21 protein-coding genes and 1 riboswitch are annotated in these 26,284 nt (G+C 71.6%); of the genes, 11 read left to right on the top strand and 10 right to left on the bottom strand.

The window, feature by feature from the left end; translation table 11 throughout:
- Positions 1–99 precede the first annotated feature (99 nt).
- From ACXAHD_RS09570 to paaN, 4 genes are all read left to right on the top strand, one after another.
- Positions 100–471 (top strand): SpoIIAA family protein, encoded by a 372-nt coding sequence (locus tag ACXAHD_RS09570; RefSeq protein WP_281552965.1) that lies wholly within the window; start codon positions 100–102, stop codon positions 469–471.
- A 128-nt stretch (positions 472–599) separates the two neighbouring features.
- Positions 600–741, top strand: a riboswitch (SAM riboswitch).
- Positions 742–751: 10 nt separating this feature from the next.
- Positions 752–2,056 carry a threonine synthase gene (gene thrC, locus ACXAHD_RS09565; RefSeq protein ID WP_282232437.1) on the top strand — a complete coding sequence of 435 codons (1,305 nt, stop codon included), beginning with the start codon at positions 752–754 and terminating at the stop codon, positions 2,054–2,056.
- A gap of 325 nt (positions 2,057–2,381) precedes the next feature.
- Positions 2,382–3,395: an N-acetyltransferase family protein gene (locus ACXAHD_RS09560; protein WP_475049835.1), complete on the top strand. Its 1,014-nt coding sequence runs from the start codon at positions 2,382–2,384 to the stop codon at positions 3,393–3,395.
- 14 nt (positions 3,396–3,409) lie between these two features.
- On the top strand, positions 3,410–5,086 hold the full coding sequence (gene paaN, locus ACXAHD_RS09555) for a phenylacetic acid degradation protein PaaN (RefSeq protein ID WP_281552968.1): 1,677 nt from the start codon (positions 3,410–3,412) through the stop codon (positions 5,084–5,086).
- 75 nt (positions 5,087–5,161) lie between these two features.
- Here paaN and ACXAHD_RS09550 read toward each other — a convergent pair whose 3' ends face one another.
- Complete coding sequence (locus ACXAHD_RS09550; protein WP_281552969.1) at positions 5,162–5,701, bottom strand: GNAT family N-acetyltransferase; 540 nt, start codon at positions 5,699–5,701, stop codon at positions 5,162–5,164.
- 112 nt (positions 5,702–5,813) lie between these two features.
- Entirely contained in the window at positions 5,814–6,737 is a 924-nt protein-coding gene (locus ACXAHD_RS09545; protein WP_475049831.1) for a serine hydrolase, read from the bottom strand.
- A 235-nt stretch (positions 6,738–6,972) separates the two neighbouring features.
- On the opposite strand from ACXAHD_RS09545, the gene ACXAHD_RS09540 reads away from it, so the two are divergent.
- Together ACXAHD_RS09540 and groL are read left to right on the top strand one after the other, a co-directional pair.
- Complete coding sequence (locus ACXAHD_RS09540) at positions 6,973–7,176, top strand: cold-shock protein (protein ID WP_067305333.1); 204 nt, start codon at positions 6,973–6,975, stop codon at positions 7,174–7,176.
- A 416-nt stretch (positions 7,177–7,592) separates the two neighbouring features.
- A complete protein-coding gene (groL, locus tag ACXAHD_RS09535) occupies positions 7,593–9,215 on the top strand; it encodes a chaperonin GroEL (RefSeq protein ID WP_281552971.1) in 1,623 nt (540 codons plus the stop codon).
- Positions 9,216–9,354: 139 nt separating this feature from the next.
- On the opposite strand, the gene ACXAHD_RS09530 is transcribed toward groL, so the two are convergent.
- Positions 9,355–11,811 carry a S8 family serine peptidase gene (locus ACXAHD_RS09530; protein ID WP_475049851.1) on the bottom strand — a complete coding sequence of 819 codons (2,457 nt, stop codon included), beginning with the start codon at positions 11,809–11,811 and terminating at the stop codon, positions 9,355–9,357.
- Between the two features lie 107 nt (positions 11,812–11,918).
- Here ACXAHD_RS09530 and ACXAHD_RS09525 point away from each other — a divergent pair, with 107 nt between their 5' ends.
- Positions 11,919–13,754: a glycerol-3-phosphate dehydrogenase/oxidase gene (locus ACXAHD_RS09525; RefSeq protein ID WP_475049828.1), complete on the top strand. Its 1,836-nt coding sequence runs from the start codon at positions 11,919–11,921 to the stop codon at positions 13,752–13,754.
- A gap of 25 nt (positions 13,755–13,779) precedes the next feature.
- Here the strand turns inward: ACXAHD_RS09525 and ACXAHD_RS09520 are convergent, their stop codons facing one another.
- Positions 13,780–15,189: an FAD-binding oxidoreductase gene (locus ACXAHD_RS09520; RefSeq protein WP_475049825.1), complete on the bottom strand. Its 1,410-nt coding sequence runs from the start codon at positions 15,187–15,189 to the stop codon at positions 13,780–13,782.
- A 99-nt stretch (positions 15,190–15,288) separates the two neighbouring features.
- Between ACXAHD_RS09520 and ACXAHD_RS09515 the strand changes: the two genes are divergently transcribed.
- Together ACXAHD_RS09515 and ACXAHD_RS09510 are read left to right on the top strand one after the other, a co-directional pair.
- Entirely contained in the window at positions 15,289–16,455 is a 1,167-nt protein-coding gene (locus tag ACXAHD_RS09515; RefSeq protein WP_475049823.1) for an FUSC family protein, read from the top strand.
- Between the two features lie 53 nt (positions 16,456–16,508).
- Positions 16,509–18,179 carry a PrsW family intramembrane metalloprotease gene (locus tag ACXAHD_RS09510; RefSeq protein ID WP_475049821.1) on the top strand — a complete coding sequence of 557 codons (1,671 nt, stop codon included), beginning with the start codon at positions 16,509–16,511 and terminating at the stop codon, positions 18,177–18,179.
- Positions 18,180–18,197: 18 nt separating this feature from the next.
- Here ACXAHD_RS09510 and ACXAHD_RS09505 read toward each other — a convergent pair whose 3' ends face one another.
- The 3 genes from ACXAHD_RS09505 to ACXAHD_RS09495 all read right to left on the bottom strand — a co-directional run bounded on the left by ACXAHD_RS09505 (position 18,198) and on the right by ACXAHD_RS09495 (position 22,537).
- The gene (locus ACXAHD_RS09505) at positions 18,198–19,232 is read right to left on the bottom strand and encodes a helix-turn-helix domain-containing protein (protein ID WP_475049819.1); all 1,035 of its coding nucleotides are present in this window, start codon (positions 19,230–19,232) and stop codon (positions 18,198–18,200) included.
- Positions 19,233–19,761: 529 nt separating this feature from the next.
- The gene (locus tag ACXAHD_RS09500; protein ID WP_475049817.1) at positions 19,762–20,916 is read right to left on the bottom strand and encodes a helix-turn-helix domain-containing protein; all 1,155 of its coding nucleotides are present in this window, start codon (positions 20,914–20,916) and stop codon (positions 19,762–19,764) included.
- A 394-nt stretch (positions 20,917–21,310) separates the two neighbouring features.
- Positions 21,311–22,537 (bottom strand): helix-turn-helix domain-containing protein, encoded by a 1,227-nt coding sequence (locus ACXAHD_RS09495; RefSeq protein ID WP_475049815.1) that lies wholly within the window; start codon positions 22,535–22,537, stop codon positions 21,311–21,313.
- A gap of 508 nt (positions 22,538–23,045) precedes the next feature.
- Between ACXAHD_RS09495 and ACXAHD_RS09490 the strand changes: the two genes are divergently transcribed.
- Entirely contained in the window at positions 23,046–23,417 is a 372-nt protein-coding gene (locus ACXAHD_RS09490; protein WP_475049812.1) for a tetratricopeptide repeat protein, read from the top strand.
- A gap of 420 nt (positions 23,418–23,837) precedes the next feature.
- On the opposite strand, the gene ACXAHD_RS09485 is transcribed toward ACXAHD_RS09490, so the two are convergent.
- From ACXAHD_RS09485 to ACXAHD_RS09475, 3 genes are all read right to left on the bottom strand, one after another.
- Positions 23,838–24,206 (bottom strand): PIN domain-containing protein, encoded by a 369-nt coding sequence (locus tag ACXAHD_RS09485; RefSeq protein WP_475049810.1) that lies wholly within the window; start codon positions 24,204–24,206, stop codon positions 23,838–23,840.
- Complete coding sequence (locus tag ACXAHD_RS09480) at positions 24,203–24,337, bottom strand: hypothetical protein (protein ID WP_282232424.1); 135 nt, start codon at positions 24,335–24,337, stop codon at positions 24,203–24,205. Before ACXAHD_RS09480 ends, ACXAHD_RS09485 begins: the two co-directional genes overlap by 4 nt.
- A 122-nt stretch (positions 24,338–24,459) precedes the next feature.
- A complete protein-coding gene (locus ACXAHD_RS09475; protein ID WP_123605868.1) occupies positions 24,460–24,798 on the bottom strand; it encodes a GroES family chaperonin in 339 nt (112 codons plus the stop codon).
- 121 nt (positions 24,799–24,919) lie between these two features.
- Here ACXAHD_RS09475 and ACXAHD_RS09470 point away from each other — a divergent pair, with 121 nt between their 5' ends.
- Positions 24,920–26,263, top strand: a complete 1,344-nt coding sequence (locus ACXAHD_RS09470; RefSeq protein WP_348650018.1) for an AI-2E family transporter — start codon at positions 24,920–24,922, stop codon at positions 26,261–26,263.
- The last annotated feature ends 21 nt before the right edge of the window (positions 26,264–26,284 follow it).

Genomic DNA, 26,284 nt, shown 5'->3' with positions numbered 1-26,284 from the left:
TGTGCAAGGTCGCCTGCCGGGAACGGCAGTGGACGGCCGTGCCGGGTCGTCGACCCGGGCGGCATCCGGGACCCGGACGGCGGCAGGGAAGGAACGGGGATGATTACCAGGATCGGGCAGGAAGGGAACGTGCTCGGTTACGAAGTGGCCGGGAAGCTGACCGAGCAGGAGTACCAGGACCTGTACCGGGAGCTGCGGGCGGCGATCGCCGAGTACGGCTCGGTCTCGGTCCTCGGCCGGCTGCCGGACGACGGACTGCCGGGTATGGAGCTGTCGGCGATCGATGACCGGTTACGGTTTGCCCGGGAGCATCTGACCGACATCGACCGGGCTGCGGTGGTCGGCGGCAACCGGGTGGCCGAGTGGGTGACCCGGGCCTCGGACGCGATGACGCCGATCGAGCTGCGGCACTTCCACGCCGGCGCGGAGCAGCAGGCCTGGGACTGGTTGCGTCGAGCCCGCCCGGTGTGACGGCCGGTCGCGCCCGGTCGCGCCCGGTCGACGTTCGGTGGCGGCCGGTGCGGGCTTGCTCACACCCTGGGATCGCCGGGTGCCCGGTCCGACCAGCGCCCGTACACTCGCTGGAAACACAACTTCATACCTCATCCAGAGGGGCAGAGGGACACGGCCCGATGAAGCCCCGGCAACCACCCCCACCCGTCGCGCCGGTCGCAATCGGCCAGCCGGGGCAGGTGCCAATTCCGTCCCCGTCGCACCGCGCGGCGCAGGGAAAGATGAGAGGACAGCCGCCATGACGTCGCTGATCGACGCGAGCACCACCAGCCCTGACTCCGCCCCGGTGAGCACCACCAGCCCGGCCCGTGTCCTGGTCTGTCGCGGCTGTGGTGCCGAATACCCGCTCGCCGCGCAGCACGCCTGTTACGAGTGTTTCGGGCCGCTGGAGGTCGGCTACGACCCAGCGGCTCTCGCCCGCGTCACCCGGGCCGACATCGAGGCGGGCCCGGCCAACATCTGGCGGTACGCCCCGCTGCTGCCCGCCGGTCAGGACCCGGCCACCCGGGTCAGCCTGGATCCCGGCTTCACCCCCCTCGTCCCGGCCGCCGCGCTCGCCGCCGAGCTCGGCATCCGGGCGCCGCTGTGGGTCAAGGACGACAGCGCCAACCCGACCCACTCGTTCAAGGACCGGGTCGTTTCGGTGGCGCTCACCGCTGCCCGTACGCTCGGTTTCTCCCGGTTTGCCTGCGCCTCCACTGGTAACCTGGCCAACTCGGTCGCTGCGCACGCCGCCCGCGCCGGCGTACCGTCGATCGTCTTCATCCCCGGCGACCTGGAGCCCGGCAAGATCGTCACAACCGCGGTGTACGGCGGTGAACTGGTCGCGATCGAGGGCTCCTACGACGACGTGAACCGGCTTTGCAGCGAACTGGTGGAGACCGACGAGTTCGAGGACACCGCGTTCGTCAACGTCAACGTGCGGCCGTACTACGCGGAGGGGTCCAAGACGCTCGGCTACGAGGTGGCCGAGCAGCTCGGCTGGCGGATCCCCGAGCAGGTGGTGATCCCGATGGCCAGCGGTGAACTGCTCACCAAGGTGGACAAGGCGTTCACCGAGCTGGTCGAGATCGGTCTGGTCGACGCGCCAGCGAACGGCTGGCGGGTGTTCGGCGCTCAGTCCGCCGGTTGCAACCCGATCGCGACCGCGCTGCACCGCGACACCGACCAGATCGTGCCGGTGAAGCCGACCGGGATCGCCAAGTCGCTCAACATCGGCGACCCGGCCGCCGGTCTGTACGCGTTGGAGGCGGTGCGGCGCACCGGTGGCTGGATGGACTACGCCGACGACGACGAGATCCGGGCGGGGATCCGGCTGCTGGCCCGGACCACCGGTGTGTTCGCCGAGACGGCCGGTGGGGTGACCACGGCGGTGCTGAAGAAGCTGGTCGGCAGTGGACGGCTGGACCCGGCCGCCGAGACGGTCGTCTACAACACCGGCGAAGGCCTGAAAACCATCGACGCGGTCGCCGGGCAGGTCGGCCCTACTCATCGGGTGAAACCGTCGTTGCGTTCGGTTCGTGAGGCAGGGCTGCTCGGCTGACCTTCTGACCAGCGCACCCTCCACTGAATCGGCTGATCGGCCTACGCTGATCAGCCGATGTTCGTGTGCGGTCCGTAGTCAGAGTTTTGCCATAGGTCGAGAGAATACGCCGGTGGGGTCTTGACGGCTGCACTTGCACGGCGCAGGATGCTCCGTGCGGGAGGACGACTCGCCGTAAGGGCCCCGACCGAGCTTGGCAACAATCTCAACCCCGGGTCCCAACGACCGACGGCGCCGGAGGCGCTGTGCGAGCGTCCTCCCGACCAACATCCCCCGACCGGTAATTCGGTCGCGCTGGTGGTCCCGCCCCGTCACGCTCGACGGCATGGACATCACCATCACCCCGCTGGATCCGGCCGACGAGGCCGCCTTCGAGCAGGCGTACCAGATCAAGCGGTCGGCCACCTCCGTCCCGGACATACCGCCGACGCCCCGGCAGTGGTTCGAGGCCCTGCTGCGGCATCAGCGGCACAGCGTACGGTTCGAGGCCGCGCTGGCCAGTGTGGACGGCGTACCGGTCGGGTTGACCGCCATGGAGTTCCCGCTGCTCGACAACCTCGACAACGTCGGAGTGGACATCCAGGTGCCTCCCGGGCACCGGCGGCGCGGCATCGGTCGCGCGCTGTACGCGTACGCCGTGCGGCGGGCCCGGGAGGTCGGCCGGACCCGGATCATGGGGCACTCGGCGGACACCATGCCCGGCGGCGTCGCCCGCGACCCGGCGCCGACCGCCTTCGCCCTCGCCGTGGGGGTCAAATCGGCCCTGGTCGAGGCGCGCCGTCGGCTCGAAATCGACGCGGTCGACCAGCCGGCGCTCGACGTGATGCTCGCCGAGGACTGGCGCCGCGCCCCCGGCTACGAGTTGCTGACCTGGGTCGGACCCTGCCCTGAGGACTACCGCGCCGATCTCGCCTACCTGGACGGGCGGATGGTGACCGACTCGCCAATGGGTGACCTGGAGTGGGAGCCGGAAAAGGTCGACGCCGACCGGATCCACGAAGTGGATCTGGCCCGGGAGGCGGCTGGCACCCGCAGCTACCACACGGTGACCCGGCATCTGGACAGCGGCCGGATCGTCGCCTGGAGCAACATCACCCGTCAGGCCGAACCGGACTGGCACGCCTACCAACAGATCACCATCGTCGCCCCGGATCATCGCGGCCACCGGCTGGGCACCATCGTCAAGATCGAGAACCTGCGGTTCACGTTGCGCCACGAACCGGCGCTGCGGGTGATCGACACCTGGAACGCCGACAGCAACCAGCACATGATCGCGATCAACGAGGCGCTCGGCTTCCGGGCGGTCGACATCTGGCAGAACTGGCAGCAGACCATCTGAGGCATGATGACGGCATGACGGAGACCCCGCACCCGCTGTACGTCACGCACGCCGACACCCTGGCCCGCGCGCTGACCGCGATCGTCGAACGCGACTACTGGTCGGCCTACCCCGAGTCGCCGAGCCCTCGGATCTACGGCGAACACGCCGCCGCCGAGGGCGCGGCGGCTTTCCGCGCCTACCTGGGCAGGGATTTCCCCCTCGACCAGCCCACCGCCACCGGCGAACCGGTCGCCACCGACGACAGCCCGTTCGGCATCGACCTCGGCACCCGGTACCCCCGCGCCGACGCCGACCAGCTGATCACCGCCGCCCGAGCCGCGCTGCCCGCCTGGCGCGACGCCGGCCCGCGCAGCCGGGCCGGCGTCTGCCTGGAGATCCTCGCCCGGCTGCACGAGCACAGTTTCGAGCTGGCCAACGCGGTGCAGTTCACCACCGGTCAGGCGTTCGTGATGGCGTTCCAGGCCGGCGGGGCGCACGCGCTGGACCGCGCGCTGGAAGCCATCGCCTACGCGTACGCCGAGATGACCCGCCACCCACGGACCGCCGGCTGGGAGAAGCCGACCGGTCGGGGCGAGCCGCTGCGGATGGCCAAGACGTTCCATGTGGTGCCGCGCGGCGTCGCGCTGGTCATCGGCTGCCACACCTTCCCGACCTGGAACTCCTACCCGGGGCTGTTCGCCTCCCTGGTCACCGGGAACCCGGTGCTGGTCAAGCCGCACCCCGGCGCGGTGCTGCCGCTGGCGATCACCGTCCGCTACGCCCGCGAGGTGCTCAGCGAGGCCGGCTTCGACCCGAACCTGGTGCAGCTCGCCGCCGAGGCGCCGGGCGAGCGGCTGGCGACCGTCCTCGCCGGCCGCCCCGAGGTGCGGATCATCGACTTCACCGGCTCCACCGAGTACGGCGACTGGCTGGAGGCCAACGCCCGTCAGGCCACCGTCTACACCGAGAAGGCCGGTGTCAACACGATCATCGTCGACTCCACGGCGGACTTCGCCGGCATGTGCCGCAACATTGCCTTTTCCCTCTCGCTCTACAGCGGCCAGATGTGCACCACCCCGCAGAACATCCTGGTGCCGGCCGGCGGCATCGAGACCGATCAGGGGCACAAGAGCCCGGACGAGGTAGCCGACGGCATCGCCGCCGCGATCGGCAAACTGACCGGCGACCCGGCACGGGCGGTCGAGCTCATCGGCGCGATCGTCGACGACGCGGTCCTCGACCGGCTCGCCGCAGCGGCCAAGCTCGGCGAACCGGTGCTGGAGTCGCGGGAGATCAGCCACCCGGCCTACCCGGACGCGGTGGTGCGTACCCCGCTGGTCGTCAAGCTCGACGCGGACGCCGACGACGTCTACGGCCGGGAGTGGTTCGGGCCGGTCACTTTCGTCGTCGCCACCGCGTCCACCGCGCACAGCGTCGAGATATTCCGGCGTACGGTCACAGCCCGCGGTGCGCTCACCGCCGGCGTCTACTCGACCGACCAGCGGGTGCTCGCCGACGTGGAGACCGCCGCGCTGGACGTCGGTGTGCACCTGTCGGCGAACCTCACCGGCGGCGTGTTCGTCAACCAGTCGGCGGCCTTCTCCGACTTCCACGCCAGCGGTGCCAACGCCGCGGCGAACTCGGCGTTGACCGACGGCGCGTACGTCGCCGGCCGGTTCCGGATCGTCCAGTCCCGCCGGCACGTCTGACCCGGCGCAGCACGGGAGCCGGGTCGGCTCCCGTGCCGGCCCGGTGTCGGGTCGGCTCCCGTGCCGGCCCGCCGGTCACGCCGGCCGGCGCATCTGCAACTCGGTCAGGTCCGGCCGGGTCGGGTGCGGCAGGCGTACGCCGGTGTCGGCGAAGCCGAGCCGCTGGTACGCCCGTACCGCCCGGTCGTTGCCGACCACCACCTCCAGCAGCAGCTCCGGCCGCCCGGCCGCACGTGACCAGGCAGCGACCGCGTCTACCAGTTCGGCGAGCAGGCTCCGGCCGCGCCAGGCCGGGCTGATGTAGACGGCGAACAGGACGGACACCGACGGGTCGTCGCGCCAGACGTGTGCTCCCGCGTGCGCCACGAACGATGTCGGTCCGGTCTCGGCCACGAACTGGGCGATCAGGTCACCGACGGCGGACCGGGCTGCCCGCTCGGCGTACTCGTGCAGCGGGCGGGCCGCCGCGTCGGCGAGCCGTTCGATGAACGCCAGCGGCGAATCGGCGAGCATCTCCAGCCGCAGCGCGCGCATCCGGGCGGCGTCGTCGGCCCGGATCCGCCGGACTGCGGCCACCGGCGGTACGACGTGGTCGGTGTCGGTCCCAGTTCCCATGCCGGCATGCTTGCCCGGCGCGGCCCGGCGGACAACCGGAATCCCGCCTTCGGCCCGGCCCGTACCGGTCACGCCACCAGCCGCCACGGTCATGCCCTCGCCGGCAACGGGGTCACGCCACCAGCAGCAGGGCGGTGCCGAGTTCCCGGCAGTAGTCGATGCCGTGGTCGAGCCCGTGCCGCCCGGGGTAGCGGGCCAGCGCGCCGATCACCCAGGTCTCCCCGATCGCGAGGCAGCTGACGTGCCAGAGCCCGTCCTCGTCGCGCAGCAGCCAGCCATTCTTGATCGCGATGGTGGCCGCGTACTCGGCGGTGAGCGCGTCCCGCGGGCCGAAGTCGCCCGCACCGCGGACGGCGCGCATCTCGGACAGCAGCCACGGTGTCCACTGCGGCCCGGCCGCCCGCCCGTCGGCGAGGCAGCGCCCCAGCCTGGTCACATCGCGGGCGGAGACGATCGTGTTGCTCCACCGGTCGCGCTCCGGGGCCGAGTCGGTCAGTCCGCAGATCCGTACCATCCGCTCGATGGACTCCTGGCCACCGACCCGGTCGTAGGTGGCGTCCGCGCCGGGATTGTCGCTGTCCCGGATGATCGACGACAGCTGGGCGAGCTGAGGTGTCCGGAGCATGTGGCCCTGTTCGTCGGCGCGGCGCAGGTCGTCGGCGGCCAACCACACCTTGATCAACGACATGGTGTCGCTCTGTGCGGTGAAGTTCGGTGACCCGGTGATCAGCCCGGTACGCCGGTTCAGCGCCGCCCAGGAGAAGAATCCGTCGGTCGGTGTCGGCACCGGCCCGGCGCGCAGCAACACGCTGCGCTGATGGTCGTGGTCCTGGTCGGCGACGGTCCAGCCCGGCTCGCGCGGCGGTGGTTTGCCGGCGTCCCCGGGCAGGCCGCCGGTGAACGCCGACAGCACGATGAGTAGCCCGACGGCGGCGGCCACCGGGTGGCGTTGGCGGGCGCGGTCATGTCGGGGCGCGGTGCGGTCCGGCCGTCGGACGGCCCGGCTGCCAGGCGCGCGATGCCGTCCGGACTTCACGTTCTGCGGTGTACGGGACACACGTGGTCAACGAAATGTGGTGCCAGAGAGACTTGACTGGGGGTTAATGTCCCCTTTTGGGGTAGTGCGGTGCCGTCGGACCTCGTGTAGCGTGCGATTTCGGCTGCTGTACTCGGGCACCCGCACTGGAGTCCCGATCGGTGGCTTCGGTCGGCGAACGCGCCGACCAGAGGGCCGGCAGAGGCCCGGCACGACAGAAGTGAGGAAGTGCACCGTGGCGCAGGGCACCGTGAAGTGGTTCAACAGCGAGAAGGGCTACGGTTTCATCGCGGTCGACGGGGGGCAGGACGTCTTCGTCCACTTCTCCGCGATCGAGATGGACGGCTACAAGGCGCTCGACGACGGGCAGCGCGTCGAGTTCGAGATCGCTCAGGGGCAGAAGGGTCCTCAGGCGGAGAGGGTCCGGGTCATCGCCTAGTCGACACAGTCTGCGTACCCGCAAGGCGTCGGTTCTCCTGGTGGAGCCGGCGCCTTTCATCGTCTCGCCGCCCGGCGATCCTGCTCACCTGATCCTGACCGCGACCGCTGTCGGCGGCCGTGCGGCCCGAAGGGGTACGTCGGGCCGGCAAGTTGCTGTTCGCTTGCACTCGACAGGGGAGAGTGCTAAACAAGGATTGGCACTCGCCAACCGGGAGTGCCAAAGGTCGGGGCGGTGGGGCCACCGCCGTCGTCCCGCTTCGCGGGGTGGCGGAGATGGCCGGTCGTCGCGGGCTATCCGGCCCGGCCGGCGGACGTCACTGTCGTCAGGTAGCGACGTCCGAAGGTGCGTAGAGCAGGCGGCATGGCGGAGCTGACCGGCTCCGGTGCTGCGAGCGTCCAGGAGGACAACGCCGTATGGCCAAGATGATCGCGTTCGACGAAGAGGCGCGCCGCGGTCTCGAGCGGGGTATGAACACCCTCGCCGACGCCGTCAAGGTGACGCTGGGCCCGAAGGGCCGCAACGTCGTGCTCGAAAAGAAGTGGGGCGCCCCCACCATCACCAACGATGGTGTGAGCATCGCCAAGGAGATCGAGCTCGAGGACCCGTACGAGAAGATCGGCGCCGAGCTGGTCAAGGAGGTCGCCAAGAAGACCGACGACGTGGCCGGTGACGGCACGACGACGGCGACCGTCCTGGCCCAGGCCCTGGTCCGCGAGGGCCTGCGCAACGTCGCGGCCGGCGCGAACCCGATGGCCCTGAAGCGGGGCATCGAGGCCGCCGTGTCCAGCGTCGCGGAGGAGCTGAGCAAGCTCGCCAAGGACGTGGAGACCAAGGAGCAGATCGCGTCCACCGCGTCGATCTCCGCCGGTGACTCCAGCGTCGGCGAGATCATCGCCGAGGCGATGGACAAGGTCGGCAAGGAAGGCGTCATCACCGTCGAGGAGAGCAACACCTTCGGCCTGGAGCTCGAGCTCACCGAGGGTATGCGCTTCGACAAGGGCTACATCTCGCCCTACTTCTGGACCGACCCGGAGCGGATGGAGGCCGTCCTCGACGACCCCTACATCCTGATCGTCAACAGCAAGATCTCCTCGGTCAAGGATCTGCTCCCGATCCTGGAGAAGATCATGCAGTCGGGCAAGCCGCTGCTGATCATCGCCGAGGACGTCGAGGGCGAGGCGCTGGCCACCCTGATCGTCAACAAGGTGCGCGGCACCTTCAAGTCGGTTGCCGTCAAGGCTCCCGGCTTCGGTGACCGCCGCAAGGCGATGCTGACCGACATCTCGATCCTCACCGGCGGCCAGGTCGTCAGCGAGGAGCTCGGCCTGAAGCTCGACGCGGTGACCATCGACATGCTGGGCCGGGCCCGCAAGGTCCAGGTGACCAAGGACGAGACCACGGTCGTCGACGGTGCCGGCGACGCCGAGCAGATCCAGGGCCGGGTCAACCAGATCCGGGCCGAGATCGAGAAGAGCGACTCCGACTACGACCGTGAGAAGCTGCAGGAGCGGCTGGCCAAGCTGGCCGGTGGCGTCGCGGTGATCAAGGTCGGCGCGGCCACCGAGGTGGAGCTCAAGGAGCGCAAGCACCGCATCGAGGACGCGGTGCGCAACGCCAAGGCAGCCGTCGAGGAGGGCATCGTCCCTGGTGGTGGCGTCGCCCTGGTGCAGGCCGGCAAGACCGCCTTCGACAAGCTCGACCTGGTCGGCGACGAGGCGACCGGCGCGCAGATCGTGAAGATCGCGCTGGACGCCCCGCTGCGGCAGATCGCCGTCAACGCCGGCCTCGAAGGCGGCGTCGTGGTGGAGAAGGTCCGCAACCTGGAGGCCGGCCACGGCCTCAACGCCGCCAACGGCGACTACGTGGACCTGCTGCAGGCGGGCATCATCGACCCGGCCAAGGTAACCCGGTCGGCGCTGCAGAACGCCTCGTCGATCGCGGCGCTGTTCCTGACCACCGAGGCCGTGGTGGCGGACAAGCCGGAGAAGACCCCGGCTCCGGCGGGTGCGCCGGGCGGCGGCGAGATGGACTTCTGAGTCCAGCCACGCCGCAGTAGCGACAAGAAGGTAGCGACAAGACCGCAGGGCGGTTACCGGGCAGCTTCCCGGTAACCGCCCTGCGGCGTCTCTGCTCCCGCCGGTCAGCCGACCGGTGCGCAGACCGGCCGAGCGCCGATCAGGCGTTGGACCGGGCGGCCTGCACCGCCGCGTACGCGTCGACCAGGCCGGCGCCGGTGAGGTTCGCCGGGTCACCGCAGGTGTCACCGCCCCCGGTGCCGGCCTCGGCAGCGGTCTGCCGCAGGATCCGCGCCGTGCCGTCCAGATCACCGATCAGCTCCGGTTGCGCCGACCACAGCAGCGCCACCACCCCGGCCACCTGCGGGGTCGCCATCGACGTACCGTCCAGCGCCGCGTACCCGCCGCCCGGCATCGCCGACAGGACGTCGGCGCCCGGCGCCACCAGGTCCGGCTTGACGGTGCCGTCCGGTGCCGGGCCCCGGCTGGAGAAGTCGGTGACCTCCCGGTCGGCGTCCACCGCGCCGACGGTCAGCACATCGGTGTACGGGGCCGGTGGGTCGTCGACCGAGCTGCAGAACGGGCCGGTGTTGCCGGCGGCGGCCACCATCATCAGCCCGGCGGCGGCCAGCGCCTCGGTGGCCGGCCGCAACGAACCCAGGTCACAGCCTTCCAGCTCCGGGCAGCCCCAGGAGTTGGTCAGCACGTGCGGGGCGCGCTCCGGTCGCCCGTCGGCGAACGGGTCGCCCCCGGTCGGGAATGGGGCCAGCATGAACTGCAGGCAGTCCAGGTAGCGTGCCGGGTTGCCGAGGTTGCGGTCCAGGTTGACACAGCCGACCCAGGACGCGCCCGGCGCGACCCCGATCGAGGTGTCGCCGACAGCCGAGCCGAGCGTGTGGGTGCCGTGCCCGTTGTTGTCGGTCGGCGTACCGGTGCCGTTCCACGGGTCGAACCAGGAGTCGCCGCCGCCCCGGAACCCGTCCGCGAGCGCCGGGTGGTCGCCGTCCACCCCGGAGTCCGAGGCGCCGACCACGATGCCGGCGCCCTCGACACCAAGCTCCGTCCAGACCCGTTCGGCACCGAGCATGGTGATGTTCCACGGCGGGGTACGCGGAGCGGGCTGGTCGCCCCGTTCGGGCTCGACCGTGGCCGGCAGCGGCCGCAGCTGCTGACTGATCAGCACCCGGTCGACGTCGTCCCGCCGGGTCAGCCAGGGCCGCAGCGCCGGCCCGGCGTCCACCTCTATCGCGTTGACCAGGTAGTACGGCGTGTAGGACAGCCCCCACCCGTCCAGATCGTCGCGCAGGTCGGCCTGGCTGGCCTCGGCGGTGTCGACCAGCCGTTGAAAGACCGTACGGACCCGTTCGTCGCGGGCCTGCGGTCCGGTGCCGCGCGGCACGTCGGACAGGTCGGCCTGCTCCCGCAGCACCACGAACAGCCGTTCGCCGTGCAGTCCCGGCTGCCCGACGGCGAGGTGCACGGCGGCACCGGCCACCGCCAGCACCGCGACGGTGGCCACCGCCACCCACCGCAGCGGTCGACCCGCCAGCCGTGGTGGTCGACCCGCCCGCCGCCAACCGAGACCGAAGCCGAGGCCGACACCCAACGCGAGCGCCAGCGCCAGCCCGACGCCGGCACCGACCGCCGCCCAGAACGGCACGTCACGGCCGATGGCCAGGAGCAGCGAGACCTCTTCCGGGTCGAGCAGGGCCAGCGGTCCGGCGGCGGACAGCCCGGCCAGTACGCCGACCGGCGCGCTGGACCGGTCGGCGGCCCAGCCGATCGCCGCTGCCGCGTACCCGATCGGCGGCAGCACCAGGATCGCGGCCAGGTGCCCGCCGGGTTGGCCGATGCCGGCGGCGAGCAGCAGCAGCCCGACCCCGGCGACCGTCCCGCCGAGCAGGATGGTGCGCACCGCCGAGCGCCCCTGCGGGCCGGCACCGATCGCCGTCCAGAACCGGCGGGGCAGCAGTTCGGCGGCGTACCAGCCGATCGCGGCCGCTGCGGCGACGGCGAGTGCCGTCTCCACCGCGCCGCCCAGCGCGCCGACCCACAACCAGGGCAGCAGCATGACCAGCCCGGCCGCGACGGCGAGCAGGACAGCGACCATCCGGTCCGCCTTGCCGGACTGAGCGTGAGCTGGCTCGGCCTGAGCTGACTGAAGCTGACCTGGTTCGGCCTGACCTGGTTCGGCCTCGCTCGGTTCGGCCCGGCGCCGTAGCGCCCGCAGCCCGGCGGCGCCGCCGGCGGCGAGCACGGTGAGCGTTGCCAGGTACAGCTCATGGTGGACGGTCGGTACGGCCCGCAGCAGCCCGAAACCGCCGAGGGCGAACGCGGCGACCAGCCAGGCCCGGCCGGTCGCCCGCACCGCCGGTGACCGGGGCACCAGCGCCAGCAGCATGGTGGGTACGCCGACCAGCAGTGCGTTGCCGAACGCGATCAGCGGCCAGACCACCGCCGGGGTGGGCAGCCCACTGGCCAGCAGGACCTGATCGGTCAGCCAGCCGCCGGCCTGCGCGAACACCGTTACACCGACCGACCAGATCGCGATCGCCACCGCGGCGACCGTCGGCCACACGCTGGCCGGCGGCGGCCCGGCGGCGGCGGACGGCTGCATCGGGTACGGCGGCTGCATCGGGTAGGGCTGACCGGGGTACGGGTAGCCGGGATGACCGGGCGGCTGCGTCATGTCCGTCACCCTAGGCGGCCGGATACGGTGGAGAGGTGCGTGACCCTGCCGTCTCCCGGTACGCCGCCGGCCAACTGTCCGTGACCCGCCGCGCCGCCGATCTGCGCCGCCTACGTGGCGAGCGGTTCGACGTACTGGTGATCGGGGGTGGGGTGACCGGCGTCGGCGCCGCCCTCGACGCCGCGTCGCGCGGTCTCAAGGTGGCGCTGGTCGAGGCCCGCGACTACGCCGCCGGCACGTCCAGCCGGTCCAGCAAACTGATCCACGGCGGGCTGCGCTATCTGGAGCAGCTCGAGTTCGGGCTGGTGCACGAGGCGTTGACCGAGCGTGGGCTGCTGGCCACCCGGATCGCCCCGCACCTGGTCCGGCCGGTGCCGATCCTGGTTCCGCTGCCGCAGGGTGGCGCCAGCGGGCCACGGGCGCTGCCCGGCCGGCTCTGGCGGCGGGCCTACTACGGCACCGGGGTCGCCGCGTACGACGCGTTCGCCGGGGTGTTTGGCGGCGGCCGGGGGATGCCGCTGCACCGGCACCTGTCCCGCGAAGGCACCCGGCGGCTCTTCCCCAGCCTGCGGTCGGACGTCGTCGCCGGCGCCATCCGCTACCACGACGGTCAGGTCGACGACGCCCGGCTGGTGGTCACCCTGGCGCGGACCGCGGCCAGCCTCGGCGCGGCCGTGGTGACCAGCGCCCGCGCCGTCGGCCTGCTGCGCCAGGCCCGCGAGGTGACCGGGGTGCGGGTCCGGGACATGGAGGCCCGGCCCGGCGATCCGGACGCCGAGTTCGAGGTACGCGCCCGTACCGTGATCGCGGCCACCGGCGTGTGGAGCGACGACGTGTCGCGGATGCTCGGCGACGTCGGGGTCCGGCCCGGCCTGCGGGTACGCGCGTCGAAGGGCGTGCATCTGGTGGTGCCCCGGTCGGCGATCACCGGTGAGGCCGGGCTGATCCTGCGTACCGCCACCTCGGTGCTGTTCGTGCTGCCCTGGGGCGGGCACTGGATCATCGGCACCACGGACACCGACTGGCGGCTCGACCGCGCCCACCCGGCCGCCTCCGAGCGCGACATCGGCTACCTGCTCGACCAGGTGAACACGGTGCTGGACCGGCCGTTGACGCCGCGCGACATCGAAGGGGTGTACGCCGGGCTGCGGCCGCTGCTGTCCGGTGAGGCGGACTCGACGTCGCGGCTGTCCCGGGAGCACGCCGTGGTGGAGCCGATGCTGGGTCTGCTGCTGGTGGCCGGTGGCAAGTACACGACGTACCGGGTGATGGCCGCGGACGTGGTGGACCGGGCGGCGGCCCGGCTCGGGGTGAACCGGCCGTCGCGGACCGCCGACCTGCCGCTGCTCGGTGCCGACGGGTTCCCCGCGATGTGGCGGGACCGGGCTGACGTGGCCCGCCGGCATGGCGTCCCGGTCGGGGTGCTGGAGCATCTGCTGGAGCGGTACGGCACCCTGGCGGTGGAGCTGCTGGCGTTGATCGGCGACGATCCGTTGCTGGCCAGTCCGGTGCCCGGCGCACCGGAGTACCTGGCTGCCGAGATCGCGTACGCGGCCCGCGCCGAGGGCGCGTTGCACCTGGACGACGTGCTGACCCGGCGGACCCGCATCTCGATCGAGACACCGCACCGGGGCAACGAGTCGGCCGGGCACGCCGCCGAGGTGATGGGCCGGGTGCTTGGCTGGGACGACGCGGTGCGGGACCGTGAGGTGGAGCACTACCGGGCCCGGGTGGCGGCGGAGCTGCAGTCGCAGCGGATGCCGGACGACGCGACCGCCGACGCGGCGCGCCTCGGCGCGGCGGATGTCCGCGGCTTCGCCGCCGACCGGGGCGTGGACTGGCCGACCGACTCCGACGTCACCGCCGGCTGAACATCCGGCTGGCCGGCTGAGCCCGCTAGCCGGCTGAAGGCCAGAGCAGTTTGCCGGGGTTCAGCAGATTCGTCGGGTCCAGCGCCTGCTTGACGGCGCGGTGCACCCGCATGCCGACCGGGCCGATCTCCTCGGCCAGCCAGTCGCGTTTGAGCAGGCCGACGCCGTGCTCGCCGGTGCAGGTGCCGCCCAGGTCCAGCCCGAGCCGCATGATCGCGTCGAACGCCGCCCGGCCGCGCGCCAGGCTGTCCGGGTCGGCCCGGTCGACCACGATGTTGGGGTGCAGGTTGCCGTCGCCGGCGTGCCCGACGACGCCGATCGGTACGGCGTGTTCGGCGGCGATCGCCTCGACGCCGTCGAGCATCCGGGCCAGCGCCGACCGGGGCACCGCCACGTCGTCGATGATCAGCCCGCCGTTGCCGGCGGGGAAGGTCCGCGCGGCGAGGCGTTCCATCGCCGGGTGGGCCAGGCGGCGGGCCTGCAGCAGGGCGGCGGCCTCGACCGCGTCGCTGGCGGCGTACACCTCGGCTGCGCCGGCGGAGGTGCACACCTGCGCGATCCGGTCCAGGTCGGTGCCGGCGGCGGCGCCGGTGTCGACCGAGGCGAGCAGCAGCGCGGCGGCGTCGGTGCGTAACCCCATCGGCCGGTACGCCTCGATGGCCTGCAGGTGGGTGCGGTCCAGCAGTTCCAGCAGGCTGGGGCTGAGCCCGCCGGAGGCGATGCCGGCGACGGCGGTGCCGGCCGCGGCGGTGGAGTCGAAGACGGCGACCAGGGTGAGCGAGGCGTCGGCGGCCGGCCGCAACGCGACGGTCACCTCGGTGATCACCCCGAGGGTGCCTTCGGAGCCGACGAACAGCCGGGTCAGGTCGTAGCCGGCGACCCCCTTGGCGGTGCGCCGACCGGTGCGCAGCACCTCGCCGCTGGCCAGCACCACTTCGAGCCCGATGACGTACTCGCCGGTCACGCCGTACTTGACGCAGCACATGCCGCCGGCGTTGGTGGCCACGTTGCCGCCGATGGTGGACGACTCCCACGAGCCGGGGTCCGGCGGGTAGCGCAGCCCGTGCCGGCCCACCTCGGCGGCCAGGGTGGCATTGACCACGCCGGGCTGGACGACGGCGGTGCGGTTGACCGGGTCGACGTCGACGATCCGGTCCATCGCGGCGGTGGAGAGCACCACCGCGCCGTCGACCGCGTTCGCCGCGCCGGCCAGCCCGGTCCGGGCACCCTGCGGCACCACGGGTACGCCGTACCGCGCGGCGACCTTGACGGTGGCGACCACCTCGGCGGTCCTGCGGGGTCGGACCACGACGGCCGGGGTGCCGGCGGCGCACAGGTCGGCCTCGTCGCGCTGGTGGCCGCGCAGCAGGTCGGGGTCGGTGAGGACCGCGGTGTCGGGCAAAGCCGCGCGGAGCGCCTCGATGAGGTCGGACATCCTCGCAGGCTAGCCAGCTCGTCGCCGGACCGGCCACCTCGGGCGTGACTGGATGGGCAATAACGCCATAAGCCGCAAATTGCTCGGTACGCTGCCCGCATGGCCGACGCCGGGAAGCCACCACGTGCGGCGGCGGCACCCCGTCTCACCGGGCTGCTCACGCTGACCCGCAGCCGGGTCGGCACCGAGGTCCGGGAACGGTCGGACCGGGTCCGCGCCAACCTCGTACTCGCCCTGCAGGCAGGTCTGGCGGCGGCGCTCGCCTGGTTCATCGCCCGCCGGGTGATCGGCCACCCGGTGCCCTTCTTCGCACCGATCGCGGCGGTGATCATCCTCAGCGCCTCGATCGGGCAACGGCTCAAACGCGCCGCCGAGCTGGTGGTCGGGGTCGCGGTCGGGATCGCCATCGGCGACCTGATCGTCATCACCATCGGCACCGGCACCTGGCAGTTGCTGCTGATCGTGCCGCTCGCGGTGATGGTCGCTGTCTTCCTGGGCAGCGGCGCGGCCCTGGTCACCCAGGCCGCGTCGTCCGGAGTGCTGGTCGCCACCCTGACGTCGCAGTCGGAGAACCTCTACCCCGACCGGTTCATCGATGCCCTGGTCGGCGGATTGGTCGGGCTGGTGGTGCTGATCCTGCTGCTGCCGCTCAACCCGCTGGTCATCGTGCGCCGGGCCGCCGATCCGGCGCTGGACGTCCTGTCCGACATGCTGATCCTCAGCGGCAAGGCGTTGGCTGGGCGGGACCGCCGCCGGGCCGAGGCCGCATCGAAGCGGCTGCACGATGCGGAGAAGGAGTTGTCCGAGTTCCGGGAGGCGGTCGAGGCGGGACACGAGACGGCGGTCCTGGCGCCGGCGCGCTGGCGGGCCCGCGGCCCGCTGGCCCAGTACGCCGAGAGCGCCGAGTACGTCACCCGAGGGCTGCGTAACTCGCGGGTGCTCACCCGGCGGGTGGTCTCCCTGCTGACCGAGGACGAGCCGGTGCCGTCCGCCCTGCCGGAGGCGGTCTGTCACCTCGGCGACGCGGTGCGCATCCTGCGCCACGAACTCGACACGGGTACCGACCCGGTGCACACCCGGCGGCGGGCGCTGGATGCCGCCCGGTGCGCCGGTGCGGCGTACGACGCCGGGGTGGGGTTCAACGGCAGCGTGGTGGTAGCCCAGGTCAGGGCTACCGCGAGCGACCTGGTCCGGGCCAGCGGGATCGAGGCTGGCACGGTCGAGGAGATGGTCAGTGAGGCGTTCGGGCGCGACGGCCCGGAATGACCGGCCGGGCGACACGCTGCCCGCCGTTGGTTGGTGCTGGCTACGCTAGCCCAATGTCCGACACTGTCCCCGGTGGTCCATCCGGCTCCCGCCCTGCGGCGGATTCGAGCGATCCGACCGAACCGGTGGATGCGGTGTCTCCGCCCGAGCAGCCAGCTCCGGAGACGTCGGCGGAGCCGGTGTCTCCGGCCGACCCGCCAACCGCGGCGGCGTCGGTGGACGGGGTCGTGCCGGCCGGTCGGCTGCGGCGTAGCGTCTGGCTGCGCTGGCTGGCGTTGGCCGGCATCGTGGTGCTGATCGCCGGCTGCGGCGTCGCCATCCTGGTCTACCTCGGCACCGCGCTCGGCCCGGTCGCGTTGACCGTCGGCGTCATCGCGGCGGTGCTGCCCGTACCGGTGCTGGTCGCCTGTTTCCTGTGGCTGGACCGGTACGAACCGGAGCCGGTGCGCTACCTCGCCTTCTGCTTCGCCTGGGGGGCGTTCGTCTCCACGTACGCCTCGCTGAACGTGAACAACTTCTCGGCGGATCTGCTCTACAACCTGGGTTACTCGGAAGCGCTGGTGGCGGTGCTGGTGGCGCCGTTCATCGAGGAGCTGACCAAGACCCTCGGCCCGATCCTGCTGCTGCTGACCCGCCGCCGCGAATGGTCCGGCATCACCGACGGGATCGTCTACTGCGGCATGTCCGCGATCGGCTTCGCGATGGTGGAGAACATCCTCTACCTCGGCGGATACGGCTACGCCGCCGGCGCAGAGCAGTACGGCCCGGCGACCGGTGCGCAGAACGTCTTCGCCATCTTCATCGTCCGGATCCTGTTCACCGGCTTCGCCCACCCCCTGTTCACCTCGATGGCGGGTGTCGGTCTCGGGGTGGCCGCGCGCAGCGCCGACCGGCGGATCCGGGTGCTCGCGCCGACCGCTGGGCTGCTGCTGGCGATGATGCTGCACGGGGCCTGGAACCTGATCCCGACGCTGGTCGAGGCGACCGGCCAGACCCTGATCCTGCTGTACGGCTACATCGGCCTGATGGTGCCGATCTTCTTCGGCATGGTCGGCTTGGCGGTGTGGCTGCGCAGCTGGGAAGGGCGGCTGACCGAGCGGGTGCTGCCCGACTACGTCCGGGCCGGCTGGTTCACCCCGCCGGAGGTGGCGGCGCTGGGCAGTCTGGGCCGGCGGCACTCGGCGCGTCGCTGGGCCAGCCGGGTGGCCGGCGAGCCGGGCGTACGGGCGATGCGCGACTTCCAGGCCGCCGCCACCAAGCTGGCGCTGCTGCGCGACGGCCTGCTGCGCGGCCTGGAGAGCAAACCGAAGGAGCTGGCCCGGCACGCCAAGGAGGAGCAGCGGCTGCTGACCGCGCTGGCCGGCTACCGGCAGGCGTTCGTCGGCCGGGACCCGCAGGCGCCGCACGCGCTGTGGAACGGGGTGGACTACCAGATCGCCTTCCCGGACGGCAGCCAGCGGCAGGTGCCCGCGCCGGATGAGCCGGTGGTGCCGATCCCGGTGGTGCTCACCGCGCCACCGCCGCCTCCGCCACCGACGTTCGCCGGCTACCCGGGCTGGCCCGGAGCCGGGCCGGGCACCCCGCCCGGTTACGGCCCACCCCCGTTCTCCGGCTACGGCCCCCCGCCCCCCGGTTACGGTCCACCGCCCCCGTACTCCGGCTATGGCGCACCGCCTCCGCCGGGGTACGGTCCGCCGCCCGGCTACGGCCCACCCCCGGGCTAGCGGGAGGTCAGCAGCGGGTCAGCCCGAGCGCCGTCGCCAGCCGGGCGACGCCGGCGACCTGCGGTCCGTGGCGGGAAATCTCAGCCACGAGGGTACGGGCGGAAGGTCGGGAGCGGATTTCAGCCGGTGCGACGCGGTCCGCCTCGACCACCCACCGTCCCGCCGCCGTGAAGTCGCCGACGTCGAGGTGTGCGCCAGTTCGACGGCCGCCGGGCTGAAGCTCGCCGTACGGTAGTCCTGCCCGTCGCCAACTTGCCCGGCGACGTGGGTAGCCCGACCGAGCAGCTCACTGGCGTTGGCGGTGTCGCCGCAGCCGGCGGCGGCCAACCCGGCCTGCAGCAGCAACGTCCCGTACACCGCCCGGGAACCCGGTCTCGCCTGCCCATCGGTGGATGCGGCGACTCGCTCGGCGGCGTCGATCGCCGTGGTCATCGCCAGCCGGCTCTGGCTCAGCCCGCGCAGCGCCTGGGCGAGCGGCACCGCCGCCGACCCGGCCAGGATCGGATCGCTTCCCGCGGTGGCGAGTGCCCGGTCGGCGGCCAGCCAGGCCAGGTCCGCCTCGCCGATTTTGACCAGCACGAGCGAAGTGACCCGGTACGCCTGCACCAGCAGACCCGTACCATGTTCCGGTCGCGCGCTGTGCAGTCGCCGTGTGGCGTCCAGCAGCTCCGGCACCGTCCGCAGCAGCCGAGGATGGTCCCCGTGCCGGTACGTCGACCAGGCGTGCGCCACCCGCTGCGACACCTCCCCGGCATCGGGTGCCGGCCCGGCCGGCCCGGCGGCGAACACCTCATATCGCGCGAGTGCCGCCCGGACCGCGTCGACACCGACCACCGCGCTGCCGGACTGCGGCTGGCCGGTGTCGCCCAGCAACTCCGTCGGGTCGACCCGCAGCACGTCGGCAACCTGCTGGATCAGCGAGAACCGGTCCAGCGTGCGGACACCGCGCTCCACCTTCTCCACCCAGCTCTTCGACCGGCCGATCCGGTCGGCGAGCACCTGCTGGGCCATCCGCCGCCGGACCCGCCACAGGGCCACCCGACGCCCGACCACCACACTCACCGCTCACGGCCGGGTGGGCACGGCCACGGCGTCCCCTCCGGGCACACCGCACAGCACCACGACGGACGCACCGGCTCGTGCACCGGCCCACCGCCACCGGCCTGGGGCTTTCTCACCGCAGGTAGTGCCGGCCGGCGTTACCGCCCCGCCGCTCGGCGCGGTCGGTCCGGGTCGCCGGCCGCCGGTCCGGCGGCGGCACCGTACGGTCGGCGTACCGCCGCCGACCCGGCACCGGATACACCACATCGACCGGTATGTTCGCACGCTGAAACCATTTTCCGAACACAACGTCCCCCTCGACGAGTGTGGAGGGCGGCGACCCGAGGTGGCTCTCCGTGTCGACCCCGGGCCGCCGCCCAGTGGGCGGGCCCGACGCGCGAAAAGGGCGATCGCGGGTACGGCGTCGGGCCCAGCTGGCAGGTCGCTGATCCACAGGTGATGCGACCTGGTCTTAGCCTGGCCGGCGCTTGGGCGACGGTCTACAGTGTCGCCGTCCGCCAGCGCTGGCTACTGTCCGCCGTCACATTGACGGCTGATGTATCGCGCACAGCTCATCCAGCTCGGCGGCCGGCACCCCGACCCGGGCCAGACCTCGGCGTACCCGGTCGACCCGCCACCAGTTCGACGCCGCGACCCGGCCCGAGGTGACCGCCGTCGTGACCTGCGCTATCGACTCGTGCGGGTCCATCGACAGTACGGCCTGGCCGAGATCCAACCGGGCCGACGCGATCCGCCGGGGGCGGCTGCCCTCGGCGAGTAGCCGGGCCAGGACATCGCCGGCCTCGGTGGCGGCGGCCGGATCACCTACCCACGCCAAGGTGGTCGCCACGTACGCTCGGGCTTTGCCCGGGTCGTAGCGGTAGTGGTGCTCGGGCCGGTCCGGCTGGCTCAGCGGCGACACCATCCGCTCCAGCTGGGCCAGTCGTCGCCCGGTGGCAGGTCGGTCGCCGAGCAGCGCCAGCGCCCGCCCGGTCTGTGCGGTCGCCTGCAGCTTGGCGCTGCTGCCGGTCGGAGCGACGGTCTGCGCCCCTTCGGCCAGGGCAAGCGCCGTCGCGGGGTCGCCGGCGGTGAGCGCCTCCCAAGCGTGGGTTTCCAGGCACCATGCACGGATCTCGGCGTGTTCGGTGTGGGCGGCCATTTCGCTGGCGGTGTGCAGATGACCGGCAGCGGCACCGTTTCGCCGTAGGTCGATCAGCACGGTAGCGGTGAGCAGCGACAGCCATCCGCCGGCGACGAGGATCCGTCGGTGCTGGTCCAGGGTCATCCGGCGGCCGGAACCGATCAGGGTGGTGACGTAGGTCAGGTGTCGGCGGACGCGTGGCAGGAGGACGTGCGACGCGGTGACGGGGTAGGCGACGGCAAGTTCGTCGACGGCCGCTTCCAGACCAGCGAGGCTGCTGCTGCTGATGTCGGTGGCCGCGACCCGGCGGGCCAGTTCGGTGGAATCGTGTGCGCCGTCGTCGGTGAGCATCGCGGAGAGCACACCACCGGTGTCGAGCACGTCGTCGAGCCGATCGGCGACCTCGGGCCGCGGTGTCTTGCGACCGGTTTCCAGATCGTGCAGATATGACTTGGCGTAGTGCGCCTTGGCGGCGAGATCACGCAGCGAGAGCCCGGCCTGCTGACGCAACCGGCGCAAGGTCGACGGCCATCGTGGGTCGATGATGCGGGTCATGCGCGTCACCACCTTGTCAGCTGCCGGGTGGCACCGACCAACAACCTTCTGGCTCTTGCCGCTGCACCAGACGTTACTCCGTGTACCTATCACCACACAGGCTTCTCTCGGCACAGAGCGTGGAGGGCGGCGACCCGAGGTGGCTCTCCGTGTCGACCCCGGGCCGCCGCCCAGCGGGCGGGCCCGACGCGCGAAAAGGGCGATCGCGGGTACGGCGTCGGGCCCAGCTGAGCGGACGGCGGGCCGGGCGGTGTTCCGCTGTGTGATGGTGCGCGACCCGGCACCGCCGTCCTACGTAGAAGGATGCCGAGTTGATCACTGAGAGTGAATGCAAGGGTTGTGCCCGTTGTCCGGCAGACCCCAAAACCGGTACTCCCGGTGCCGGTTGCGCAGGTCAGGCGGCCTGGCCGTCCATCAGTGCGGCGAGCTTCGCCAGCTCCTGGCCCATCGCCCGGCGTCGACTGGTAGTGATCATGCGGACGGTGTCGCGGGCGTACCGCTGGTGTCGCAGCCACACTGGAGCGTCGGCGGCCAGCTCGCTGAGCACCGCCGTTGCCTCCGACCAGTCCCGCAACTCAGCGTGCGCGCGGGCGACGTCGAGCCGGTGTCGCCGCCACGAAGTCTTCTCAGCACCACCACGGCGGACATTGGTCGCCAGGTCAAGAACCCGGCGCGGCTCGCCAGCGACCGCCGCCGCCTCGGCCCGCATCATGTCGACTTTGGTTGACCGCATTCCACCAACGATCGTCAGGTGACCAGCACTGACCGGCCGGCTGCCCAGCCGGGCCGCCGCAGCCGCCGCCGCGTCGAGTTGGGCGACCGCGTCGTCCGGCCGGTTGTCCCGCGCGGAAGCGGCGGCTGCCGCCATCATCAGCCAGCCCCACACCGCGAGTTCATCTGGTGTGGCTCGGGAGATCCGTGGCTCGACGCTGTCAGCGGTGGCGATCGCCAGCCGCTCCGCGTCGGTCAGCCGGCCCTGGCGCAGCAACAGCCATGACATGCGCTTGACCGTCGTCGCGCTGAGCAGCTCGTCGCCGGCAGATGCGGCAGCGTCCTGGGCGGCGTTCACCGCCTGGTAGGCGAGGTCGACCGCGCGTACCTGGATCAACAGGCTGCTGGTCAGGTCATAGGTGCGGGCCAGGGTCCGGTATGCGGCAGGCCTGTTGGCGTCGTCGGCGTTCTCGACGGCGTGCCGGGCTCCGGCGATGAGTGGTGGCAGCACGGCCAACGCTGCGGCGTAGTCGCCCTGGTGGTAGGCGCGGTCCGCCTCGGCGAGCCGTCCCGGGACACCCGCTGCAGGCAACGCCGGCACCTCGTCAGCGATGAGCCCGGCTGGTCCACGGGCCGGGATCAACACCCGACGCAGGTCGAGCAACGCGAGCGGACGATGACCGCGTTCCCGGCGGGCTGCCCCGGTGCTCGCATCCCCGAGCAGAGTCGTCGTCGGCACGCCCAGCGCCCGCGCGATCGCATGCAACGTCGCGATCCGAGGCGTCGTACGCTGATTCGTCTCCAGCTTGCGGATCGTCTCGGTGCTCACTCCGGCCGCTGCCGCGAGCTGTTCCTGAGTGATCGACTGCCGGCGCCTGACCTGCGCGATGTTGTCGCCGATGGTGGCCATCCGTGGTCCCTCCCCGTCAACGGTCTGGACAGCGGCACACCAGCCCGCGATCCCCGGCACACCACCACATCAGACCGTACTCTGCGTACCCGCCGCCATCCAGGACCGCCGATAGCCGTCAGGCATGATCAACGTCGTCTCTGGTGAAGCCAAGGTCATCTCGCCTGATGTCAGATCATGGTCATTCCTGGTCGCCGGATCGGTGCCGGCCATATCCTGCTGGCCGTTGTAGAGGGTTCGGCTTGCAGGCGACCGATGGCGGCGTCGAGGCGATCGCCCACACGGGACAGGGACGGTGCCGGGTTGACAGATGATCCAGCCTCAGCGACGTCGGCCGGTCATCTCGGGGAACCGGAAACGCCGGTACGTGGCAAGTCGACGGCAACCGTCAGCCAACTGGCGGAGGTGCATGCACCGACTCGCAGTGGCTGGCAAGGAGGCGATGATTGCCAGCAGAGTCGGGGGTCGGGTGGCGAGGGTATGGTTGCGTACATCCCGGTTCGCCGACGTGGCGACCTCGACCTTGACGCTTGGCGAGGACGCAAGCGCCTTCTACGACGTCGGCTGGGCCCAGTCGTCTACCGGACAGCTGCGGCCGGCGCTAGCCAGCTACGAGCAGGCGCTGCGTCTGTACCGTGAGGCCGGCAACCGCTGGAATGAAGCGGCCACGCTCAGCAGTATCGGTCGTGTGTATGACGGGTTGGGGGATCGGCGGCGGGCGTTGGTGTTTTTGGAGGAGGCGTTGCCGATTTTGCGGGAGGTGGGTGATCGGGCTGGTGAGGCGGTCACTCGGTACAACATCGCGATGATTCACCGGGCGGTGGGGGATCTGGACAAGGCAATCGGCGAGCTTGAACTCGTCGTCGAGCTTGACCGCTAGGTGGAGCATCCGGACCTCGCGTCCGACACCGCCATGCTCGAACAGGTACGCCAGGAACGAGCCGCAGCACAGAGAGCGACCTGACCAGTCGGAAGCGAGTCGACCCGTGATCGGATGCGGGTGATCTGACGTGGCGTCGGCGTGTCGAGTTGATGGGGTGTAGTGGATCAACGCAGAGCGGCGGTGTCAGGTCAAGGCGGCCTGGCCGTCCATCAACACGGCGAGCTTCGCCAACTCCTGGCCCATCGCCCGACGTCGACTGGTGGTGATCATGCGGACGGTGTCGCGGGCGTACCGCTGGTGTCGCAGCCATACTGGAGCGTCGGCGGCCAGTTTGCTGATTATCGGCCGTGACGATCGCGAGGGTGGTTGCCCGCGACCTGGTCAGCGATGCGTAGGCAGAGAAGGCGGCGCCTGCGCTCACACCACCAGCAACGGAACGCGTAGACCGCTGTAGGTTCCCGGTGAGCGGGTCACCACGACACCGCGTACCGCCGCAGCCTCGTGCACGACGTGCCGAGCGGGCAGACTTCCCGGCCAGCCACCGATCTCGATCGCGGTGTGCTCGGTCAACGGCAGCGACTGCACTCCCTGAGTCAACAGGATGCCTTCCCAACCGCTCCGGCCAGCGTTCAGCTTCTCTTCGGCCTCAGCGATCGCGGTCGTGGGCAGCAGGACCTGCAGCCAGCCGGACTCGGCCTGGTCGAGCAGCTCGCCAAGCTCCCGGTAGCCGTTAAAGAGATCAATCAGCGCCGAGCCGTCGAAGACCCGTGGTGGGCGTAGCCTCACGCCGCTGCCTGCCCCCGTACGCCCCAGATCCGCTCAGCGTCGGCGTCCGCGCGGTCCTGCGCCGCTTCCAACTCCGCAAGCTCATCCGCGCTCAGCGGCAAGGGCGCCGCCTGACCCAGGGCAGCTGCCAAGCGCTGCACCGCCGTCAGCGGCTCAGGAGTGGTCTCATCTGGCGTCACACGCCGATCCTACTATCGGATGCCGCCGCAACGGGCCCCGCCGCTGGCGTGCAGAGACGGCGTGGGCTGTTGAGCTACAGGTACAGGCCGGTGGAGTCTTCTTCGACCCGTTGGGCGGCCACCGCGTGCACGTCGCGTTCGCGGAGCAGGACGTAGCCGCGGCCGTGCAGCTCGACCTCGGAGCGGTCCTCCGGGTCGAACAGCACCCGGTCACCGGTGACGATCGAGCGTACGTTCGGTCCGACCCCGACCGTGGTCGCCCAGGACAGTCGCCGGCCCACCGACGCGGTGGCCGGGATCACGATGCCGGCGGTGGAGCGGCGTTCGCCCTCGCCGCCTTCGAGTTTGACCAGCACCCGGTCGTGCAGCAGGCGGATCGGCAAACCGTTGTCGTGTGGTGGGTCGGCGGTCACGACCGAACCGTACCGCGTGCGTGTGCCGGCCGGTCGCGGGTGGGTCGGCCGGATGGTTGCCCGATGCCCGTACGGGGCACATCGGGGAGAGTCCAGGGAGGTAGCGGCAGCAACGACGCACATGTGCCCGCTACCGTGTACGCACCGATACTCGACTCCGGGGGTTCGCTTGAGCCGGCTGCAACAAATGAGAGGGCGGCTACGCCAGGCGTACGAGGCCGGGCGGGAGTCGGTGCGGGCCGCCCGGGAGCGGGAACGGTCCCGCCGGGCCGCCGCGGCCGGTGCCGCCGACGAGCTGGCCGGCGCGGGTGCCGACCCGGGCGCGGAGACCCCGCCGCCGGGCGACGGACATCTGTCGACCACGAGCCGCGACGACGCGGACGTGCCGCACGCGCTACGGATCGCCGCCGCCTGGTCGTGGCGGTTGATCGTGATCGGGATCGTCGGTTGGGCCTTGCTGCGGGTCATCGGCAACGTCCGGATCGTCATCATCCCGGTGCTGGTGGCGTTGTTGCTCGCCGCGCTGCTCGCCCCGGCGGTCGGCTGGCTGCTGCGGGCCCATGTGCCCCGCACCCTGGCCACGGCGGTGGTGCTGATCACCGGGCTGGCCGGGGTGGTCGGCACGCTGACCCTGGTGGTCAACGAGTTCATCACCGGACTGCCGGACCTGAGCGAGAAGGCGTCCAGCGGCATCGGGGAGATCCAGCAGTGGCTGCGCACCGGGCCGCTGAAGCTCGACGACGGCCAGCTCGACCAGTACGTCGAGGCCGGTCAGAACTGGATTACCGAGAACACCCAGACGTTGACCAGCGGCGCGGTCTCCACCGCCGGTACGGTCGTGGAGCTGTTCACCGGTGCGCTGCTGGTGCTGTTCTCGACGTTCTTCTTTCTCCGGGACGGGCAGCGGATCTGGCGGTTCATCGTCGGCATGTTCCCGGTCGCCGCGCGCTGGCGGGTGGACGACGCCGGTAGCGCGGCCTGGACGACCCTGGTCGCCTATGTCCGGGCGACCGTGCTGGTGGCGTTCATTGATGCCGTGGGCATCGGGATCTTCCTGGTGCTGTTCGACATCCCGTTCGCGTTCGCGTTGGCCGCGCTGGTGTTCCTGGGGGCGTTCATCCCGATCGTCGGCGCGACCCTCTCCGGCGCGGTGGCCATCCTGGTGGCCCTGGTGGACAGCGGCTGGGTCACCGCGTTGATCATCCTGGGTGCGGTGATCGCGGTTCAGCAGCTGGAGGGCAACGTCCTGCAGCCGTTGATCATGGGGCGGGCGGTGGCGATCCACCCGCTGGCCGTGGTGCTCGCGGTGACCTCCGGTGTGGTGCTGGCCGGCATCGTCGGCGCGCTGGTCGCCGTACCGCTGATCGCGGTGCTGAACACGGCGGTACGCCGGCTGGCCCGCCGCCGCCACGTCCCGCCGCCGCCACCGCCGGAGTCCGTGGTGATCGGCACCAGCCCACCGTGACCCGACCACAGCCGCCCGGCT

The organism is Micromonospora sp. ABR4_055 (genome assembly GCF_056160425.1).
Note: the sequence above shows the minus strand (reverse complement) of the source record. Positions and strands in the feature narration are given on the sequence as shown.

Excerpts from the sequence above, each read along its gene's own strand:
- ACXAHD_RS09570 (WP_281552965.1), top strand. The coding sequence starts at position 100 with ATGATTACCAGGATCGGGCAGGAAGGGAACGTGCTCGGTTACGAAGTG.
- thrC (WP_282232437.1), top strand. The coding sequence starts at position 752 with ATGACGTCGCTGATCGACGCGAGCACCACCAGCCCTGACTCCGCCCCG.
- ACXAHD_RS09560 (WP_475049835.1), top strand. The coding sequence starts at position 2,382 with ATGGACATCACCATCACCCCGCTGGATCCGGCCGACGAGGCCGCCTTC.
- paaN (WP_281552968.1), top strand. The coding sequence starts at position 3,410 with ATGACGGAGACCCCGCACCCGCTGTACGTCACGCACGCCGACACCCTG.
- ACXAHD_RS09550 (WP_281552969.1), bottom strand. The coding sequence starts at position 5,701 with ATGGGAACTGGGACCGACACCGACCACGTCGTACCGCCGGTGGCCGCA.
- groL (WP_281552971.1), top strand. The coding sequence starts at position 7,593 with ATGGCCAAGATGATCGCGTTCGACGAAGAGGCGCGCCGCGGTCTCGAG.
- ACXAHD_RS09530 (WP_475049851.1), bottom strand. The coding sequence starts at position 11,811 with ATGCAGCCGTCCGCCGCCGCCGGGCCGCCGCCGGCCAGCGTGTGGCCG.
- ACXAHD_RS09520 (WP_475049825.1), bottom strand. The coding sequence starts at position 15,189 with ATGTCCGACCTCATCGAGGCGCTCCGCGCGGCTTTGCCCGACACCGCG.
- ACXAHD_RS09515 (WP_475049823.1), top strand. The coding sequence starts at position 15,289 with ATGGCCGACGCCGGGAAGCCACCACGTGCGGCGGCGGCACCCCGTCTC.
- ACXAHD_RS09510 (WP_475049821.1), top strand. The coding sequence starts at position 16,509 with ATGTCCGACACTGTCCCCGGTGGTCCATCCGGCTCCCGCCCTGCGGCG.
- ACXAHD_RS09500 (WP_475049817.1), bottom strand. The coding sequence starts at position 20,916 with ATGACCCGCATCATCGACCCACGATGGCCGTCGACCTTGCGCCGGTTG.
- ACXAHD_RS09495 (WP_475049815.1), bottom strand. The coding sequence starts at position 22,537 with ATGGCCACCATCGGCGACAACATCGCGCAGGTCAGGCGCCGGCAGTCG.
- ACXAHD_RS09470 (WP_348650018.1), top strand. The coding sequence starts at position 24,920 with ATGTGCCCGCTACCGTGTACGCACCGATACTCGACTCCGGGGGTTCGC.